Below are 16780 nucleotides of genomic sequence, written 5' to 3' on the forward strand. Positions count from 1 at the left end.
CCGCGGGCGGTGTCGAACCGCCCGCGGCCCGCGCTGCATGCGTGCAGAACCTACTGCGGCTCCAGTCCGGTCGCCTTGATGATGGCGCCGTACTTGGCCATTTCGGCGCCGATGTAGGCTTTGAATTCCTGTGGCGGCTTATAGGAAATGGCCAGGCCCTGGCCTTGCAGCTTTTCCTTGACGTCGGTGGATTGCAGCGCCTGGGCCGTGTCCTGGGAAATGCGGTCCACCAGGGCGGCAGGCATGCCGGCCGGGCCGAACAGGCCGAACCAGTTGGAGATGTCGAAGTCGTCCAGCCCGACCTCCTTGGCCGTCGGCGTCGCGGGCAGCACATCCTGGCGCCGCGGTCCGGCGATGAACAGCGGGTGTAGCTTGCCGGCGCCGATCTGGCCGATGATGGCCGGCGCCGTGGCGAAGAAAATGTCGATCTGGCCGCCCACCAGATCGGCGACGGCCAGGGCCGTCCCGCGGTACGGCACGTGCGTCAGGTTCATGCCGGAACGCGCCCGCAGCAGTTCGCCCGCCAAGTGCTGTTGGCCCCCCGTGCCCGGCGAGCCGTAGACCAGCGGGGCCTGCGCGCCCTGACGCTTCAGATCGGCATAGGTGGTGACGGGCAGCTTGGGGCCGCTGACCAGCACCAGCGGCGCATCGGCGACGAGCGCGATGGGCTGCAGGTCTTTCAAAGGGTCATAGCGCATCTGCTTGTAGACGAGCTTGTTGATGGACACCTCAGGCGTATAGGCCAGCAGCAGGGTGTAGCCGTCGGGCTTGGCGCGCGCGACCTGCTCCGCGCCTATCATGCCGCTGGCACCGGAACGGTTCTCGACGATGACCTGCTGCCCCCAGCTTGCGGTCAGCTGCGCCGCGAGGATGCGGGCGATCACGTCCGTGGCGCCGCCCGGCGTGTAGGCGACGATCAGGCGCACCGGTTTGTCGGGAAAGGCCTGCGCCGCCTGGGCGGACAGCGGGATGCAGGCCGCGGCCAGCATGCCCGCGAGTTTGACTGCGTATCGAAACATGGGATGGCTCCTGTGCTGGGGTATGGGTCAGTTGCGCTGGATGAGCAGCAGCGCCTGGTCCGGCAGGTGCCGGCGCGCGTAGTCCGTCCAATCGTCCCGCTCTTGCAGAACGCGTTGGGCCGTCAGGTCGATGACGCGTTTGAACGCGCCGCCCTGGACGTGGCGGTTCAGCGCAGGGCCGGATCCGTAGGCGAGCTCATATACCTGCCCACCGGATTGATAGCGGCACAGGCGCGCGCCAGTTTCGCCGTCGATCCGTTCGACCGATCCGGTGTCCGCGGCCTGGTCCGCGAAAACCGCGTTCAGCGCCGCAAGCGCCAGCCCGGCCGGCCGCGGATCGTAGCGCCGGTCGATGAGGCCATTGCGCGGAAAGTAGCCGCGGTCCACGTCCATGAAGGTGTCGAAGGAATAGCTCACCGCGTCCGAGGTCCGGGCCGCGAGGAAGGCTTCGGCAACCAGCGCGGCGATGGCGATGTCGTCGGTATTGGCTGCCGCCAGGCGGTCGGCCAGCTTGACGCCCACGTTCACGCTGGCGCCCCAGTCCCGGGCCTGCCTGGCCAGTTGCAGGTGCGTGGCGACGAGGTCGGAACCCCAGTCCAGGCGCACGGTGAAACCGTCCAGGTTCTTCTGCGTGAAATGCGGCAGCAAGGTGGCTTGCGCGGCCTCCAGCTCGGAAGCTCGCAGTCCGGTGTTGACGAAATGGCTGTAGTGCTTGCCGTCGAAGTGAGCGTCGTCCGCGCCCGTCCGGATCTTGCAATAGATGAGGCGCGCGGAAGTGTGCTCGCGCAGGCGCTGCAAGGCCGCGCCTGCCTCGTCAAGCGCCTGGGCATTCAGATTGACTTCGATGGCCGAGATCGCGATGCCGTGCTCGCGCGCCTGTTGCAGCAGCCGGGCGTCCGGCAGTCCGAGCGAGGTCAGCACGAAGCGGTGGCCGACGTCGGACATGAGGCGGGCGCGGCGCAACGTCTTGTCGTCGCGCAGGTCCTGTACCGGAATCTTGAGGGTGCGCAGTCCCATTTCCCACATGGACATTAGGGGGTAGTCATTGCGCGCCAGCTTGCGGCCGAATTCCTGCACCCCGCCGGTGCAGGGGATCTCGACGATCTCGGCCCAGGGATGGCGCATCTCGACCGCGATGCCATCGCAGGCGGCGGTCTTGGTATGGACGGTGGGCAGGGCGCGCGCCGCAGCCCGGCCCGGCTCGGCTTCGCCGCGCATGGCGCCATGCGTGCGGATGAGCTTGGCCACATGGCCCTGTTCATGGACATCGACGATGAAGTAGCCGAATTTCTCGACGTCGCCGCGTCCGAATTCGTCCGCCGGCGGCACGCGGTAGAACTCGGAGAAGTCGTGCCGCAGGAAGGCGGTGGACGGGAGCATGTAGATCTCCGCGCTGCCGATGACGTCGTACCAGAAGTTATGGACGTGGCCGGCAAAAACGGCCTCTACGCGAGGATCCGCCAGGCGCGACAGCAACCAGCCGCGGCCGGGCTCGTCGATGTTGTCGTACGAACCGCGTTCCTGCGCGTCGTGCAGGTAAGGCGGGTAGTGCAGCGACACGAATACGCGGCCAGCGGCGCTGGCCAGTTGCTCGTCGATCCACGCGCGCTGCGCTTCATCGGCTGGCAGCCCGGAGTTGAACAGCAAGGCATTCAGGAACAGGAAGCGCACGCTGCCATGGTCCACCGCGTAATAGTCCGGCCCGAAAACCTGGCGGTACTTGTCCAGATAGTCGTCGCAGACGATGTCGGCGGGCATCCAGTCGATGCGCTTGTCGCCGACGTCGTGGTTGCCGGGCACCAGATGCAGCGGCATATCGATCTGGCCGGCGATGGCCTTGAAGCGGCGGGCTGCCTCCTCGAACGAGGGCATGCTCGGCACCGGATGGACGATGTCGCCCAGATGGATGGTGAACGCGGGCGCCGGGGCCAGGCTGGCGATGTCGGCGAACACATGGCGCGCGCGGGCGTTGGCGCGGGCATTGGTGGCGAAGGGGGAGGCGCAGGTGTCTTCGGATTCGTTGACGTGCGTGTCGGCCACGACGGCGAAGCTGAACAGGCGGGCGCCGAGCGGCTCGCGGGAAAAGCGGGAATTCGTCATCAATCCGTCCTTTCAATTTCAATAAATGGAATTCAACTGTTTATAGTGAACGGAATGTTTGTATTTCGGCAGGCGATATACTGTCAATGCTCCGGAACCCGGGGGCCAGTCGACACTGAAACGGAGCCTTGCTCCAGGCCTTAGCCCACCCATGCACTCGAAAACTCCGCTCAACTACGAACTCGAATCCCGCGCATCCCTCGAAGCGCACCCGCGATTCGCGTCCACGCTGTCCAACGGACTGGACGTGCTCAAGTGTTTTTCCGCGGCCGAGCCGCAGCTGGGAAACAAGGAGATCGCCGAAATGCTCGGCCTGACGCGCCCGACGGTGTCCAGGCTGACATTCACCCTGGTAGGGCTGGGCTATCTGCGGCGCGACGAACGCACCGGCAAGTATTCGCTGGGGCCGGCGGTGCTGACGCTGGGCTATCCCTTGCTGGTGCATCTGACGCTACGGCAGCTGGCGGCGCACGACATGATCGAACTCGCGCGGTACGCCAAGGGGCCGGTATCCATGGCGATCCGCGACCGCCTGCAGGTGGTTTACGTGGAAACGGTGCACGACGGGGCATCGAACGCGTCGCGTCCGGATATCGGTTCGGCCCGCCCCTTGCTGCGCACGGCTACCGGGCGCGCGTTGCTGTATGCGCAGACGGCCGATGAGCGCACGCTCATCTGCGGACGGCTGGCCGAGGAGTTTCCCGAGGACTGGGAACGTTTCGGGGCGTCCCTGCAGCCGGCGTTCGATGCCATCGACGAGCACGGTTTCTGCGTGGTCAGCAAGGACTGGCGCGCCGAGCTGTGCGGCATCGCCACGCCGATGCGCTATCGCTCCAATGACCTGCCGCTGGCCTTCAATGTGACGATCCCGGCGGACAACCTGGACGAAAAGCACGTATACGAGACCCTGGGGCCGCGCCTGCGGACCCTGGTCAAGAACCTCGAGTACCGCATCGGGATCATGTGAGCGAGGGGGCGCTTATCGCGCGCCGCGGATATGCGGGATAATCGCGGGCACTGATCTGGAGATACACATGTACTGGAAACTGGTCGCGGCTTCGGCGTTGGCCCTGGGCCTGGCAGGCTGCTCGATGGGCATTTCGTCCGGCACGTCGCCGCACAGCGAATTCAAGGCGCCGGTGAGCTTCAAGGACGCCTACGACACGGCGATCCGGCAGGCCAATGCCTGCCTGCGCAGCACGGACAATGCCTACCGCGTGGTGGACACGCTGAACGAAGGCGCGCAGTCCGGCGTGGTGCAGGTGCTGGCGCCGTATAGCGACAACGAGATGACGCGGGTCGAATTGAAGGCGGCCGGCCCCAAGACCACCGACGTGCGTATCGCGGTGTGGGGCAAGGGCACCTGGGATGCGGCCGCGATGCGCGCGATGCAGGATGCCGTCTATTACGGTCTGGTGTCGTGCAGCAGCTATATGCCGCTGGATCCGCGCCCGCCGGTCAAACCGTCGCGCGACCTGCCCAATTGATACGCGGGCGCCGGCGGCCTGCCGTCGCTGGCGCTCAGTCGCCGCCCGGGCGGCGGCGAATGATCTTGAACGTGGCGGTGGCGCGCGCCACCAGCTCGCCGTCGGCGCGCCGGACCTCGCCTTCGCAGAAAGCGATGGAGGCGCCGCGCCGCAGGCAGCGCGCCTCGATCACGAGGTCGCCCGTGCCGGGCGACAGGAACGACGTGTTCATGTCTATGGTGGCCATGCCTTCGGTGCCGTCGGCGGAACCGCGGGCGGCGGCGCTCAGCGTGAAGTCCAGCACGCTCATCAACGTCCCGCCATGCACGTCGCCGCGGCTGTTGGTCAGGTCCTCGCGCCAGGGCAACGAGGTGCGGGCATAAGCCGGCGCGATGCTTTCGGGCACCAGGCCGATGAAATGCATGAAGGGTATGGTCAGGCCGAAGTAGTCGGTTTGGGGTGTTGAGGATGCAGTCATGGACCGTTGCGGACGGGAATGGGAAGTCGGTTGTCGGCGGTCATAATATTATGTTTTGGCTCGGGGGTTCCTAACATGAATGGCAGCAAGCTCGCGTAGCGTGCACGGCGTTGGGGACAACAGCTTTCATGACTGAACCAAGAAAGATCGTGCACGTGGACATGGACGCGTTCTACGCGTCCGTTGAACAGCGCGACAATCCCGAGCTGCGCGGCAAGCCCGTGGTCGTGGCCTGGACGGGGCCGCGTTCCGTCGTGTGCGCCGCGTCTTACGAGGCGCGGCGGTTCGGCATCCATTCCGCTATGTCCGCGGCCCGGGCGGAGCGCCTGTGTCCACATGCGATCTACGTGCCGCCCGATTTCAACCGCTACCGCGAGGTCTCGCGCCAGGTCCGGCAGATATTCGCCCGCCACACCGACATGATCGAACCGCTGTCGCTGGACGAGGCCTACCTCGACGTCACGGTCAACAAACTGGGGCTGCCCTCGGCCACCGAAGTGGCCCAGGTCATCCGTCACCAGATCCGTGAAGAAACCGGGCTGACGGCGTCTGCCGGCGTTGCGCCCAACAAATTCCTGGCCAAGATCGCCTCCGATTGGAACAAGCCGGACGGCCTGTTCGTCGTCCGCCCGGCCAAGGTCCTGGCTTTCCTGGAGCCTTTGCCCGTGCGCAAGGTGCCCGGCGTGGGCAAGGTGACGCAGGCGCGCCTGGAGCAGATGGGCATCCATACCGTGGGCGATCTGGCCACGCACAGCGCCCAGGAACTGGAGCACTATTTCGGCCGCTACGGCCGGCGGCTGTACGAATTGGCGCGCGGCATCGATGAGCGCGAGGTGCAGACCGACCAGCCTTTGCAGCAGGTGTCTTCGGAAACGACGTTCTCGCAGGACGTCCGGCTGGAAGCCGTGGGCGAGGCCCTCGACCGCATGGCGCAACGCGTGTGGGATCAGGCGTTGAAGAAGGGTGCGTTGGGCCGCACCGTGGTGCTCAAGCTGAAGACCGACCGTTTCCGCATCCTGACCCGCAGCCAGACCAGCCAGAATCCGCCAGGATCGGCGGAGGAACTGGCCGCCGTGGCCCGGCTGCTGTGCGAGCGCGTGGATCTGCCGGCACAGACGCTGTATCGGCTGGCGGGGGTCGGGATGAGCAATTTCGCCGACCCGCAGGAACTATCGCGCCAGCCCGATCTGTTCGGCGGGGCGTTCTAAGCGGGCCGGCCGGGATCAGGCCAGGCGAGCCTTCACTTGCTGGGACAGCGCGGTCATGTCGGCGCGGCCGGCCAGGGCCTGCTTGAGCAGAGCCATGACCTTGCCCATGGCGGGCGCGCCGGTAACGCCTTGCGCAGCGACTTCCGCCAGCGCGGCGTCGATCGCGGCCGAGACTTCCTCGGGCGTTGCGGCCTGCGGCAGGAACTCCTGCAGCACGACCAGTTCTGCCTTTTCCTGCTCGGCGGTTTCGGTGCGGCCGGCCTGTTCGAACGCGGCAATGGACTCGCGGCGCTGCTTGACCTGTTTTTCGATGATGGCGGTGATCTCGGCGTCGGTCAGTTCGCGGCGTTCGTCGACTTCCTTCTGCTTGACGGCCGCCAGCAGGAAGCGCAGCGTGGCCAGGCGCTCGGCGGCCTTGGCGCGCATGGCCTCCTTGACGGAATCGGCGAGACGGGTCTTGAGCGTAGCAGTGCTCATGGGTGAAAACCTTTGTGGTGTTGCGGCAAAGAAGCAGTTTAAACCGCGGCAGGGCTGATCGGCGCCATCGCGTTTTGAAGCGCGGATTTAAAGATGTATTATGAATGCATGTTTAATGGCGATTCCGATCGCGCCACAAGGAGCAGTAGATGTTGAGTCCCCAAATCCGCGCCCTGGTCAAAGGCACGGCTCCCGTTCTCAAGACGCATGGCGTTGCGCTGACCCGGCATTTCTATGCCCGCATGTTCAAGCACAACCCGGAGCTCAAGCATGTGTTCAACCAGGGCCACCAGGCCGGCGGCGAGCAGCAGCAGGCGCTGGCCGGCGCGGTCGCGGCCTATGCCGAGCACATCGACGATCCCTCGGTGCTGATGCCGGTGGTGACGCGCATCGTGCACAAGCACGTCAGCCTGGGCATCCGCCCCGAGCACTACCAGATCGTGGGCAAGCATCTCCTGGCCTCCATCGGCGAAGTGCTGGGCGAGGCGGCCACGGAAGAGCTGATTGCTGCCTGGGCTGCCGCCTACGGCCAGTTGGCAGACCTGCTGATCGCCGAAGAGGCGCGCCTGTACGCGGAGTCGGCTGCCAAACCGGGCGGCTGGACCGGCTGGCGCGCGTTCCGGGTGGTGGGCAAGCAGCGCGAAAGCGCCGAGATCACGTCGTTCTACCTGGCGCCCGCCGATGGTGGCGAGGTGCCGGCCTACCGTCCCGGTCAATACGTGTCGGTGCGTGTATTCGTGCCCGAACTGGGCCTGATGCAGCCGCGCCAGTACAGCCTGTCCGACGCGCCGGGCCAGGACCGGCTGCGCATCTCCGTCAAGCGTGAAGCTGCCAGCGCCGATACGCCGGCCGGCCGCGTGTCCAACGCCCTGCATGACCGCCTGGAAGAGGGCGGGGTGCTGGACGTGGCGCCGCCCCAAGGAGACTTCTACCTGCGCGAGGAAGGCAATGCGCCGGTTGTGCTGCTGAGCGGCGGCGTGGGCCTGACGCCCATGGTTTCCATCCTGAACCACCTGGTGGGCCTGAACGACGACCGGCAGATCCGCTTCGTGCACGGCTGCCGCAATAACTCGGTCCATGCCATGCGCGACCACGTCAACAGCATCGCCGCCGGACGCGCCAATGTGCGCAAGGCGGTGTTCTATGAGGAGGTCGGCCATGGCGACCAGCCGGGCCGCGACTACGACTACGCCGGCCGGGTGGATCTGCATGCCATTCGCGATGAAGTCATCGTGCCTGGCGCGGACTACTACCTGTGTGGCCCGGCCGGCTTCATGCGCGCGCAGCGCGAGGCCTTGACCGGCCTGGGCGTGCCCGCCGACCGCATCCACGCCGAAGCCTTTGGCAGCGGCGGCGCGCCCGCCTGAGCGGTGTATCCTGGCGGCCTGAACTCTCGGGCCGCCAGCCCCACCTTCCGTCCCTGCCATGCAACTGACCCGATTTACCGACTTTGGCCTGCGCGTCCTGATGTACCTGACGCAATGCCGGGACCGGCCCGCCGCAGTCACCATTCCGGAGATCGCCGACCGCTTCAGCGTGTCGCGCAATCATCTGGTGAAAGTGGTGCACTTCATGGCGCAGCAGGGTTGGGTCAGCACCTCGCGCGGCAAGGGCGGAGGGCTACGCCTGTCGCAATCCGCCGACAGCTATCGGCTGGGCGACCTGATCCGGCAACTGGAACAGCAGGGGCCGTTGATCGACTGCCGCGAGCCTCCCTGTGCGCTGGACGGCTCCTGCCGGCTGTCCGGCGTGCTGGCGCAGACCCTGCAGGCGTTCTATGAAGCGCTCAATGGCCATACCCTGGCCGACCTGGTGCGCGATCCCACGGCCGCGGCCATCATCAGGCTGCATCGCGCCGCCTGAGACGGGGCATGATGTTTTGTTATGGACCCTGCGGAGTTTGGCATTTGCCGCAGGGGGGGACGCGTCCCAGAATAGCGTGAATTCCCTGTCTTTCTGGATATAAGTATGCGGGTTTGCGTAATCGGCGCGGGCGTCGTGGGCGTCACGTCGGCCTATTTCCTGGCGCGCCAGGGCCATGACGTGGTGCTGGTGGACAGCCAGGCGCGTCCGGCGGAAGTGTCCAGCTACGCCAATGGCGGTCAGCTCAGTTATAGCTATGTGGCGCCGCTGGCCGGTCCCGGCGTGCTGCCCAGCGTGCCGGGCTGGTTGCTGCGCGAAGATTCCCCGCTGCGTTTCCGGCCCAGGCTGGATCCCCACCAATGGCGCTGGTGCCTGCAGTTCGCGCTGGCATGCCGGGCCTCGGTGGCCAAGGCCTCCACCGCCGAGCTGTCCAGCCTGTCCTATCTCAGCCGGGACGTCATGCATTCCCTGCTGGAGCAGGAAAATCTGGATTTCGGCCATCTGAAGAACGGCAAGCTCATTGCCTACCGCAGCACGGCCTTGCTGGACAAGGCGCGCGAACTGGTGGCTTACCAGGCCGCCCATGGCGCCGAGCAGCAGGTGCTGGACGCCGCGCAGACGCTGGCCCTGGAACCGGCGCTTGCCGGCATGGGGGGCAGCCTGGCAGGCGCCATCTATACCCCCAGCGAAGAAGCGGGCGATTGCCGCCAGTTCACCGAGTCCCTGTTCGACCGCCTGCAGGGCATGGCCAACGTGCAATGCGCCATGTCCAACCCTGTGTCGGGCCTGCAGCGCGAAGGCCGCCGCATCGTGGCGGTGAACACGCGCGACGGGGACATCGGCGCCGACGCCATCGTGCTGGCGACCGGCATCGGCACGCGCGCGCTGCTCAAGCCGCTTGGCCACGACGTGCCGCTGTATCCCCTGAAGGGCTACAGCCTGAGCGTGCCGCTGGCCGAGGACGACGACGCGGTGGCGCCGCGCATCAGCGTGACCGATTATGAGCGGCGCATCGTCTACGCCCGGGTGGGCGGGGTGCTGCGCATCGCGGCCATGGTCGATATCGGCAGCGCCGACGCCGGCATCGATTCCGCGCGCATCGGGCTGCTTAAGCGGCAGGTTCACGAGGCTTTCCCCGCGTTGGACTTGCGTCAGGCCGTGCCGTGGGCGGGCCTGCGTCCGGCCACGCCCACCAGCAAACCGTTGATCGGGCGCAGCCACGCGGCCGACAACCTCTGGCTCAACATCGGGCAGGGCGCGCTGGGCTTCACCCTGGCCTGCGGCAGTGCCGCGCTGTTGACGGCGCAGATGGGCGGGTTGGAGCTGCCGCTGGATCCGGCGCCGTTCCGCCCGTAATGGGGATGTCCATTTTGCGATAGTCGCTGCCTTTCCATCGGCAGACGGGCCAGATCGCGCTCAATAGGATGTTGATACTCCGCCGCGCACGCCGCTTCAGGGCGACGAACGCGGCCGGAGCCTATCCCCTCATTCTCCGAGCGCAACCACCATGTCCTATCTGTTTCCGTTGTTCGCCATTCTGTTCTGGGCGGGCAACGTCATCGTGTCCAAGATGGCCGCCAGCGCCATCTCGCCCACCGCCATCACTTTCTACCGGCTGGTGCTGGCGGTGTTCCTGATGGGCTTGTTCACGGCCGGCCCCGCGTGGCGCAACCGCAAGACCATCCTGCGCCATTGGCCCAAGCTGGCACTGTACGGCGCCTTGTCGTCGGCCGTGTTCCAGGCGCTGTCCTACCGCGCGGCCGAAACCACCACCGCCACCAACATGGCCATCCTGACCGCCTTGATTCCCTTGCTGAGCATGCTGCTGAGCGTGGTGATCCTGCGCGATCCCCTGACGTTGGGCATGGCAGCCGGCGGCGCGCTGTCGTTCCTGGGCTTGCTGTACCTGGTGGGCCAGGGAGACATGCTGAGCGTATTCCAGCAGGGTATTCATGTCGGCGATGGCCTGATGCTGCTGGCCGCCTTGTCCTATGCGCTGTACGGCGTGCTGCTGCGTCATTGGAAAGTGCCGCTGCCGGCTTGGCAATCCACCCTGGTGCAATCCATCTTCGCATTGCTCTACATGCTGCCGTTGTACCTGCGCGTGCCGGCGGCGCAGGCGGCGCTGGACATGAACACCGTGCCGCTGATTCTCTACGCCGGCATTTTCTCGTCGGTGCTGTTGTCTTTCCTGTGGATCGAAGGCGTGCACCGGCTGGGGCCGAACCGCTGCAGCATTTTCATCAATTTGCTGCCGCTGTTTACCGCGCTGGCCGCCTTCATCATGCTGCGCGAGCAACTGCACCTGTATCACCTGCTGGGCGGCGCGGTGACGCTGGCCGGCGTGTTGCTGGCGCAGACGGTGCAGCGCCCGCTCTTTGGCCGCGCCCGCGCGCTGGCGCTGGATTAGGACGCATCCCGGCCGCAAGGCGCTTTGCACGGGTGCCGGGCCGGGGGCAGTTCACTGGCGTTCAAGACAGGTGCGAGCCTGCGCCGGCACAGTGGCTCTCTTTGACGGGAGAGAGTCGATGAGCATGTTCCAGAGAACCGCCATTGCGCTGGCGCGCAGCCCCGGCGTGGGGCGGGCGATGCGGGCCATGGCCGCCCGCACGCCGCTGGCGGCCCGTTTCGTCGGCGGCGCGGACGTGGACGCGGCGGTCCGGACGGCCGTCCGGCTGCGCGAGGCGCACGGCATTCGGGCGTCCTTGTTCTACCTGGGCGAGTATGTGGATGATCCCGACGCCATCGAACACAACGTGGCGCAGGCGGTCGGCGCCTGCCAGGCGCTGGATCTGGCGGGGTTGGACGTGCACGTATCGGTCGATCCCACGGCGATCGGCTACATGCGGGATGACACGCTGGGCCAGGCCAACGCCCGGCGCATCGGGCTGGCGGTGCGCCGGCCGGTCGGGCTGGGGCGCGACTGGATGGTGCTGGACATGGAAGATTCATCCATTTGCGACCGCACCTGCGCGTTGCACCGCGAATTGCTGCAAGCAGGCGTGCCGGCTGGCCTGACCCTGCAGGCGCAGCGGCGCCGCACGCCGGAAGACCTGGCCTGGGCGATCCGCCAACGCACCTCGCTGCGGCTGGTAAAAGGCGCGTTTCCCGAACGCGCGCTGGACCACCACGGCCGCGCGCGCATCGACCAGGCTTATCTGGACGCCGCCTCTATCATGTTGTCGCGCGAGGCGCTGCAATCCGGGTTCCAACCCGTCTTCGGCACCCATGACGACCGCCTGGCGGGCGTCATCATGGAAATGGCGCGGGAACGAGGCTGGCCGCCGCAAGCCTTTGAATTTGAAATGCTTTACGGCGTGCGCCCGGACTGGCAGCTTGCGCTGCGCCGTTTGGGCTATAACGTCAGGGTTTATCTGCCCTTCGGCGGCGACTGGTGGCCCTATGCCGTGCGCCGCGTGGGCGAGAATCCCCGCAACGCATGGCTGCTGGCCCGCACGCTGACTTCGGACCAGAGCTACTTCGGCTAGGCGCCCCACCCAAATCCAACCATGGCGGTTTCCCAACACATCTGGCATTGCGGCGCCGGCCTGCCTGGCGACGTGCTGATCGCCGACTTGCGCGCCTATCGCTATGCGCCGCATTTCCACGATGCCTGGTCCATCGGCGCCATCGCGCAGGGCCACTGCGCTTTCACCGTGCATGGCGAACCGGAAACTGCCGGCGAGGGCGATCTGGTGGTGATCGCGCCGGGGCAGGTCCACACTGGCGGCACCTCGGACGCGCCGCTGGCCTATCGCATGGCCTATATCGATCCCGCCTGGTTCAAGGACCACGAGCTTGCCCTGTTTGCCGGCGGCGCCTCGCTGGCCGGTCCGGTCATCCGCAACCCGGCGCTATGCCGGTCCTGGCTGGAGGCGCTTACGCCCGACGCCATTTCCGACGCCGAACGCCGTGCACGCATTTCCAGCGCCTTGTTCGGGCTGCTGGCGGCGCATGCGCAGGCCCGGCCGGCTCCGACAGACGACGCGCCCGATGTCTGCGCGATGCTGCGTGAACGCATGGCATTGGACCCGGCTTGCGCGCCGGACCTCGAGGCTCTGGCCCGGGCGCAGGACCGCCACCGCACGACCCTGGTCAAGCAATTCGCCCGGCGCTACGGCCTGCCACCGCTGGCCTGGCTGCGCAACTGGCGGGTGGCGCGCGCCCGCGTGCTGCTGCGCGACGGCCTGGCGCTGGCGGACGCCGCGCACGCCGTGGGCTTTGCCGATCAAGCTCATCTGACCCGCGTATTCAAGCAGGTTTACGGCAGCACGCCGGGCGTGCTGCGCAGGGCAGGGGTGCCGGACTCCCAGACGTTGCGGGCGCGCGGCGTTTCCACCCGGTAGTCCGAATATTTCTGGGTAAAGAACGCGGCGCCCAGGTCCGCCGCGGCTTGCAAGGGCTGGCGTGGGTCCGCCGCGATTTCGCCGCGCAGGTTGCCGGCGCCGTGCACATAGCCGATGAAATCCGAGTGCGTATAGCGGGCGTATTCCTGGATCTGGTGCACGATGCCCAGCGCCGCGCCAGGATAGGTTTCCTCGGACGCCACCGCCAAGCCCAGCCGTTTGCCGGTCATGCGCTCTTTGACGCGTTCCGGCTCCGGGCCTTGGCCGGCATAGTGGCTGAACGAGCGGTCAAAAAACGCCTTGGTCTGCGCCGACATGCCGTACCAGTAGATCGGCGTGCAGATGAGCACGCCGTCCGCGGGAAGGAAGTGTTCCAGGAACAGCTCGGAATAGCGGTCGGGCGGCGCGGATGCGTGGCGCAGATCCGGGAGGAAGGACTGGATGTAGTCGTCCAGGAACAGCAGCGTGGCGGCAGTGCCCGCCGCCTCGGCGCCGCGCAGCGCGGCCGCGCCCAAGGCTGCGCTGTTGCCGTCGCGCCTAGGGCTGCCGACCAGGATCAGCAGGCGCTTGATTGGATGATCTGAATTCATGTTTGATCCCTATTCTGAACATGGATGGTTCCATGCTTGCCAGAAAATTTAGCGACTTCCCGTCATTGGCGACAAACGATGAATCCTTCAGTAAGATGAATTAATTTCATCACTCGGGCGGGAATTCAATGTTCGCCACGCTACCTGTTACCGCGCTGCGCACATTTGAGGCGGCGGCCAGGCTTGGCAGCTTCAAGCTGGCCGCGGCCGAGCTGGCGGTAACGCCCACGGCAGTGTCCCATCAGGTCAAGGCGCTGGAGCGGCATGTGGGGTTTGCGCTGTTTGAGCGTGTGCCGCGCGGCGTGCGCCTGACCGATAAGGGCGCGCGCCTGTTTGCCGGCGTGCATGACGCCTTGCTCGATGTGGCGCAAACCCTGGATGCCTTGCGCGCCGCGCCGGCCTCGGGCGCCTTGACCGTATCCACCACCCATTCGTTCGCGGCTCTGTGGCTGGTGCCGCGCCTGGGTCGCTTTTACGCGGCGTTTCCGCAGTACCAGCTAAACCTGAACACCAACCCCGAACCCATCGACCTGCTGCGCGAAGCCAGCGTGGACCTGGCCATCCGCTACAGCCGCGACCACTGGCCGGGGCTGCACGCCGCCTGCTCGCTGCAGGAATGGTTCGGCGTGTATGGTTCGCCGGCGTTGGCTGCCCGGCCGGCAAAGCGCGCGCCGTCGCTGGTGACGGTGCGCTGGCGCGATTCGCAGTTGTACGATCAGGGTTGGCTGGACTGGTGCGAGGCGGCCGGCCTGCCGGCCTGGCGGCAACCGGCGGCGCTGCACGCCTATACCGAAGAGCACTATGCCTTGCAGGCCGCGATCGCCGGCCAGGGGTTGGTGTTGGCAAGCTCCGTCATGGTGTCGGACAGCGTGGCCGCGGGGACCCTGGTGGCGTACCGGCCCGAGGTGAGGGTGGCCGGAGCGGCTTATACGGCGTTGTGCGCGCCGGGCCGCGAACGGCATCCGCCGGTCAGGGCTTTTCTTGACTGGCTGCGCAAGGAATTCGAGGGCCAGGCATGAGGCAGATCTCCCAACTGATGCGCAGCGGCAGCTTGAACGGCTACGTCGAACTGGTCGAATCGCTGGGCCGGGATCCCTATGCCTTCATGCGCAGCGTCGGGCTGGAAGCGAAGTTCCTGGAAGATCCGGAGATGTTGATCCCGCGCGACGCAGCGCGCGAGTTGCTGGAAATCACGGCCCGCGCCACGCGCATCGAAGACTTCGCGCTACGCCTGGCGGCGCGGCGCAAATTGTCCGCGCTAGGCCCCATCAGTCTGGTATTGCGGGAAGAGCCCACGCCCAGGCAGGCGCTCGATACGCTGTGCCGCTACCTGAAACTGGTGAACGCCTCGCTCATCATCCGCGTCGAGGACGCGGGCGGCGTGGTGATCATCCGCGAAGACCTGCTGCCCACGCCCGGCCTGCAGATGCGGCAATCGGTGGAGCTGGCGGTAGGCACCATGTTCTGCCTGTTGCGCGAGCTGATCGGGCAGCAGTGGCAGCCCCTGGACGTTTGCTTCACGCACCGCCCGCCCAAGGACGTCGCTGCGCATCGCGCCTTCTTCAGGCGCGGCGTCAAATTCAACCAGGAATTCAACGGTCTGGTCTGCGCGGCCGCCGATCTGGCCAGGCCGCAGGAGCAGGGCGACCAGGTGGCCGCAGGCCTGGCCAGGAAGTATCTCGAAGCGGCCATGACCCGCCAGGGAGAAAGCGCGCAGGAAACCTGCCGCCGGATCATCCTGGCATTGTTGCCCGGCGGCGCCTGTTCCGCGCCGGAGGTGGCGCGCTTTTTGCACATCGACCGCCGCACGCTGCACCGCCGCCTTGAAGCGGAAGGACTGAGTTTCAGCCGTGTGCTGGACGAGGTGCGCTCGGATCTGGTCAAGCACCATTTGCGCGAAAGCGACCTGCCTCTGGGCGAAGTGGCGGAGCTGCTCGGTTTTTCCCGGCCAAGCAGCTTCAGCCACTGGTTCCTGGTCCGGTTCGGATGCAGCGCCTCTCAGTGGAGCAAGCAGGCCGCCGAATCAGGAGCCTGAATACAGTCCCAAATTAGCAAGCTTATGTCCCAAAAAGGCAAGTATCAATGCCAGGGGCGGCGGATACTTGTGCCCACAGATCAGACATTGCGCCAAGCCAGCAACCCAAGCGGGCGCAGCAGTCCGACAATGAGCAAGGAGACAAAGATGAAACTGCAGCAATTCGCGCGCACGGCGTTGGCGCTGGCCGGATGGTCGCTGGCATTCAGTGTTTGGGCGTCGAGCGACAAGCCTTTGCGCGTCATCGTTCCGGGGCCCGCAGGCGGCACCGTGGATACCGCCGCCCGGGTGATCGGACAGCAGATGTCGGCGGATACCGGGCGTCCGGTCATTATCGAGAACCGGCCCGGCGCGACGGGATCGATCGGGCTGAGCGCCATGTTGAAGGCCGACCCCGACGGCAACACGATTGCGTTGGGCCCGAGCAATATGTTGGTCGAAGCGCCGCAAGTGATGAAAGTGCCTTACGACCCTCTCAAGGACATCGTGACCATCGCCCGCGTGGCCTACACGAGCTATGCGCTGGTGAGCGCCGCGGACTATCCGGCCCAGGACTTCCAGGGTCTGGTCGCGCATTTGAAGGCACGCAAAGGCAAGACGTCTTTCGCCAGCTACGGCACAGGCACGGTGTCGCAGTATTCAGGCCTGATCTTCAGCAGCCAGGCCGGGCTGGACATGCAGCACGTGGCCTACACAGGGTCGCCGCAGGCGCTGCAGGACGTCATCGGGCGCCAGGTCGACATCATGTTCGACGGCATGGTGACTTCCTTGCCCTTGATCAAGAGCGGCAGGCTGCGCCCCTATGCGGTAGCCGGGAAAAGCCGCTACAGGCAACTGCCCGATGTGCCGACGATGACGGAACTCGGCTATCCGGAGATCCAGTTCCAGGGACAGGTGTGCTTCTACGGTTCGAGCAAGTTGCCGCCCGATGTCCTGGCCAGTCTACAGGCTGTCATCAGCAAGGCGGCTGCGGTCCCGGCAGTGCAGCAAAAGCTGTCCGACGTAGGGCTGGAACCCGACGTGAACACCGATACCTCCGGACTGTTGGCTGAGAACAGGCAGACCTCCCAGCGCAACGCCGCCATCGTCAAAAAGTTCGACATCCGGGCCAACTGACCCGCTTCCTCTTTCCTTTCAGCGCCGCGCCTTTCGGGCCGCCGGTACGAGCCGGCACGTCCGTGGTCAACGCGCGCCCGCG

General features: G+C 66.3%; 17 protein-coding genes. 12 read left to right on the plus strand and 5 right to left on the minus strand.

Going from position 1 to position 16780, the window contains the following annotated elements; translation table 11 throughout:
* Positions 1 to 50: 50 nt before the first annotated feature.
* Complete coding sequence (locus tag CEY08_RS26765) at positions 51 to 1019, minus strand: Bug family tripartite tricarboxylate transporter substrate binding protein (RefSeq protein ID WP_088607842.1); 969 nt, start codon at positions 1017 to 1019, stop codon at positions 51 to 53.
* 27 nt (positions 1020 to 1046) lie between these two features.
* Positions 1047 to 3119 (minus strand): metallophosphoesterase, encoded by a 2073-nt coding sequence (locus tag CEY08_RS26770; protein WP_076812537.1) that lies wholly within the window; start codon positions 3117 to 3119, stop codon positions 1047 to 1049.
* A 151-nt stretch (positions 3120 to 3270) separates the two neighbouring features.
* Between CEY08_RS26770 and CEY08_RS26775 the strand changes: the two genes are divergently transcribed.
* Both CEY08_RS26775 and CEY08_RS26780 read left to right on the plus strand, forming a co-directional pair.
* The gene (locus CEY08_RS26775; protein WP_042793015.1) at positions 3271 to 4086 is read left to right on the plus strand and encodes an IclR family transcriptional regulator; all 816 of its coding nucleotides are present in this window, start codon (positions 3271 to 3273) and stop codon (positions 4084 to 4086) included.
* 67 nt (positions 4087 to 4153) lie between these two features.
* A complete protein-coding gene (locus CEY08_RS26780; RefSeq protein ID WP_063640435.1) occupies positions 4154 to 4606 on the plus strand; it encodes a BPTD_2524 family lipoprotein in 453 nt (150 codons plus the stop codon).
* A 34-nt stretch (positions 4607 to 4640) separates the two neighbouring features.
* Here CEY08_RS26780 and CEY08_RS26785 read toward each other — a convergent pair whose 3' ends face one another.
* Positions 4641 to 5063: a PaaI family thioesterase gene (locus CEY08_RS26785; protein WP_076812540.1), complete on the minus strand. Its 423-nt coding sequence runs from the start codon at positions 5061 to 5063 to the stop codon at positions 4641 to 4643.
* Positions 5064 to 5191: 128 nt separating this feature from the next.
* On the opposite strand from CEY08_RS26785, the gene dinB reads away from it, so the two are divergent.
* Positions 5192 to 6271 (plus strand): DNA polymerase IV, encoded by a 1080-nt coding sequence (gene dinB / locus CEY08_RS26790; protein ID WP_063640434.1) that lies wholly within the window; start codon positions 5192 to 5194, stop codon positions 6269 to 6271.
* A 15-nt stretch (positions 6272 to 6286) separates the two neighbouring features.
* Here dinB and CEY08_RS26795 read toward each other — a convergent pair whose 3' ends face one another.
* Entirely contained in the window at positions 6287 to 6748 is a 462-nt protein-coding gene (locus CEY08_RS26795; RefSeq protein WP_042793017.1) for a GatB/YqeY domain-containing protein, read from the minus strand.
* 149 nt (positions 6749 to 6897) lie between these two features.
* Between CEY08_RS26795 and hmpA the strand changes: the two genes are divergently transcribed.
* The 6 genes from hmpA to CEY08_RS26825 all read left to right on the plus strand — a co-directional run bounded on the left by hmpA (position 6898) and on the right by CEY08_RS26825 (position 12957).
* A complete protein-coding gene (gene hmpA / locus CEY08_RS26800) occupies positions 6898 to 8115 on the plus strand; it encodes an NO-inducible flavohemoprotein (RefSeq protein WP_076812545.1) in 1218 nt (405 codons plus the stop codon).
* A gap of 58 nt (positions 8116 to 8173) precedes the next feature.
* Positions 8174 to 8611, plus strand: coding sequence for an Rrf2 family transcriptional regulator (locus CEY08_RS26805; protein ID WP_042793019.1), 438 nt, complete (start codon positions 8174 to 8176; stop codon positions 8609 to 8611).
* A 105-nt stretch (positions 8612 to 8716) separates the two neighbouring features.
* Positions 8717 to 9967 (plus strand): D-amino acid dehydrogenase, encoded by a 1251-nt coding sequence (locus CEY08_RS26810; protein ID WP_063640432.1) that lies wholly within the window; start codon positions 8717 to 8719, stop codon positions 9965 to 9967.
* A 151-nt stretch (positions 9968 to 10118) separates the two neighbouring features.
* Positions 10119 to 11021: a DMT family transporter gene (locus CEY08_RS26815; RefSeq protein ID WP_063640431.1), complete on the plus strand. Its 903-nt coding sequence runs from the start codon at positions 10119 to 10121 to the stop codon at positions 11019 to 11021.
* A gap of 118 nt (positions 11022 to 11139) precedes the next feature.
* Positions 11140 to 12099, plus strand: coding sequence for a proline dehydrogenase family protein (locus CEY08_RS26820; protein WP_076812548.1), 960 nt, complete (start codon positions 11140 to 11142; stop codon positions 12097 to 12099).
* Between the two features lie 21 nt (positions 12100 to 12120).
* Positions 12121 to 12957, plus strand: coding sequence for a helix-turn-helix transcriptional regulator (locus tag CEY08_RS26825; RefSeq protein ID WP_076812551.1), 837 nt, complete (start codon positions 12121 to 12123; stop codon positions 12955 to 12957).
* Here the strand turns inward: CEY08_RS26825 and CEY08_RS26830 are convergent.
* Complete coding sequence (locus CEY08_RS26830) at positions 12873 to 13547, minus strand: flavodoxin family protein (protein WP_042793024.1); 675 nt, start codon at positions 13545 to 13547, stop codon at positions 12873 to 12875. The two genes, CEY08_RS26825 and CEY08_RS26830, sit on opposite strands and share 85 nt — an antisense overlap.
* Positions 13548 to 13675: 128 nt before the next feature.
* Between CEY08_RS26830 and CEY08_RS26835 the strand changes: the two genes are divergently transcribed.
* From CEY08_RS26835 to CEY08_RS26845, 3 genes are all read left to right on the plus strand, one after another.
* Positions 13676 to 14566 (plus strand): LysR substrate-binding domain-containing protein, encoded by an 891-nt coding sequence (locus tag CEY08_RS26835; protein WP_076812554.1) that lies wholly within the window; start codon positions 13676 to 13678, stop codon positions 14564 to 14566.
* Complete coding sequence (locus tag CEY08_RS26840) at positions 14563 to 15582, plus strand: AraC family transcriptional regulator (protein ID WP_076812557.1); 1020 nt, start codon at positions 14563 to 14565, stop codon at positions 15580 to 15582. Before CEY08_RS26835 ends, CEY08_RS26840 begins: the two co-directional genes overlap by 4 nt.
* Positions 15583 to 15729: 147 nt before the next feature.
* Positions 15730 to 16698, plus strand: a complete 969-nt coding sequence (locus CEY08_RS26845; protein WP_076812560.1) for a Bug family tripartite tricarboxylate transporter substrate binding protein — start codon at positions 15730 to 15732, stop codon at positions 16696 to 16698.
* Positions 16699 to 16780 lie beyond the last annotated feature (82 nt).

This window comes from Achromobacter insolitus (assembly GCF_002209555.1).
GTDB lineage: Bacteria > Pseudomonadota > Gammaproteobacteria > Burkholderiales > Burkholderiaceae_B > Achromobacter > Achromobacter insolitus.

Coding starts and splice junctions, on each gene's coding strand:
- CEY08_RS26785 (WP_076812540.1), bottom strand. CDS start 5,063: ATGACTGCATCCTCAACACCCCAAACCGACTACTTCGGCCTGACCATA.
- CEY08_RS26780 (WP_063640435.1), top strand. CDS start 4,154: ATGTACTGGAAACTGGTCGCGGCTTCGGCGTTGGCCCTGGGCCTGGCA.
- CEY08_RS26820 (WP_076812548.1), top strand. CDS start 11,140: ATGAGCATGTTCCAGAGAACCGCCATTGCGCTGGCGCGCAGCCCCGGC.
- CEY08_RS26845 (WP_076812560.1), top strand. CDS start 15,730: ATGAAACTGCAGCAATTCGCGCGCACGGCGTTGGCGCTGGCCGGATGG.
- hmpA (WP_076812545.1), top strand. CDS start 6,898: ATGTTGAGTCCCCAAATCCGCGCCCTGGTCAAAGGCACGGCTCCCGTT.
- CEY08_RS26835 (WP_076812554.1), top strand. CDS start 13,676: ATGTTCGCCACGCTACCTGTTACCGCGCTGCGCACATTTGAGGCGGCG.
- dinB (WP_063640434.1), top strand. CDS start 5,192: ATGACTGAACCAAGAAAGATCGTGCACGTGGACATGGACGCGTTCTAC.
- CEY08_RS26815 (WP_063640431.1), top strand. CDS start 10,119: ATGTCCTATCTGTTTCCGTTGTTCGCCATTCTGTTCTGGGCGGGCAAC.
- CEY08_RS26840 (WP_076812557.1), top strand. CDS start 14,563: ATGAGGCAGATCTCCCAACTGATGCGCAGCGGCAGCTTGAACGGCTAC.
- CEY08_RS26810 (WP_063640432.1), top strand. CDS start 8,717: ATGCGGGTTTGCGTAATCGGCGCGGGCGTCGTGGGCGTCACGTCGGCC.
- CEY08_RS26830 (WP_042793024.1), bottom strand. CDS start 13,547: ATGAATTCAGATCATCCAATCAAGCGCCTGCTGATCCTGGTCGGCAGC.
- CEY08_RS26805 (WP_042793019.1), top strand. CDS start 8,174: ATGCAACTGACCCGATTTACCGACTTTGGCCTGCGCGTCCTGATGTAC.
- CEY08_RS26765 (WP_088607842.1), bottom strand. CDS start 1,019: ATGTTTCGATACGCAGTCAAACTCGCGGGCATGCTGGCCGCGGCCTGC.
- CEY08_RS26770 (WP_076812537.1), bottom strand. CDS start 3,119: ATGACGAATTCCCGCTTTTCCCGCGAGCCGCTCGGCGCCCGCCTGTTC.
- CEY08_RS26775 (WP_042793015.1), top strand. CDS start 3,271: ATGCACTCGAAAACTCCGCTCAACTACGAACTCGAATCCCGCGCATCC.
- CEY08_RS26825 (WP_076812551.1), top strand. CDS start 12,121: ATGGCGGTTTCCCAACACATCTGGCATTGCGGCGCCGGCCTGCCTGGC.
- CEY08_RS26795 (WP_042793017.1), bottom strand. CDS start 6,748: ATGAGCACTGCTACGCTCAAGACCCGTCTCGCCGATTCCGTCAAGGAG.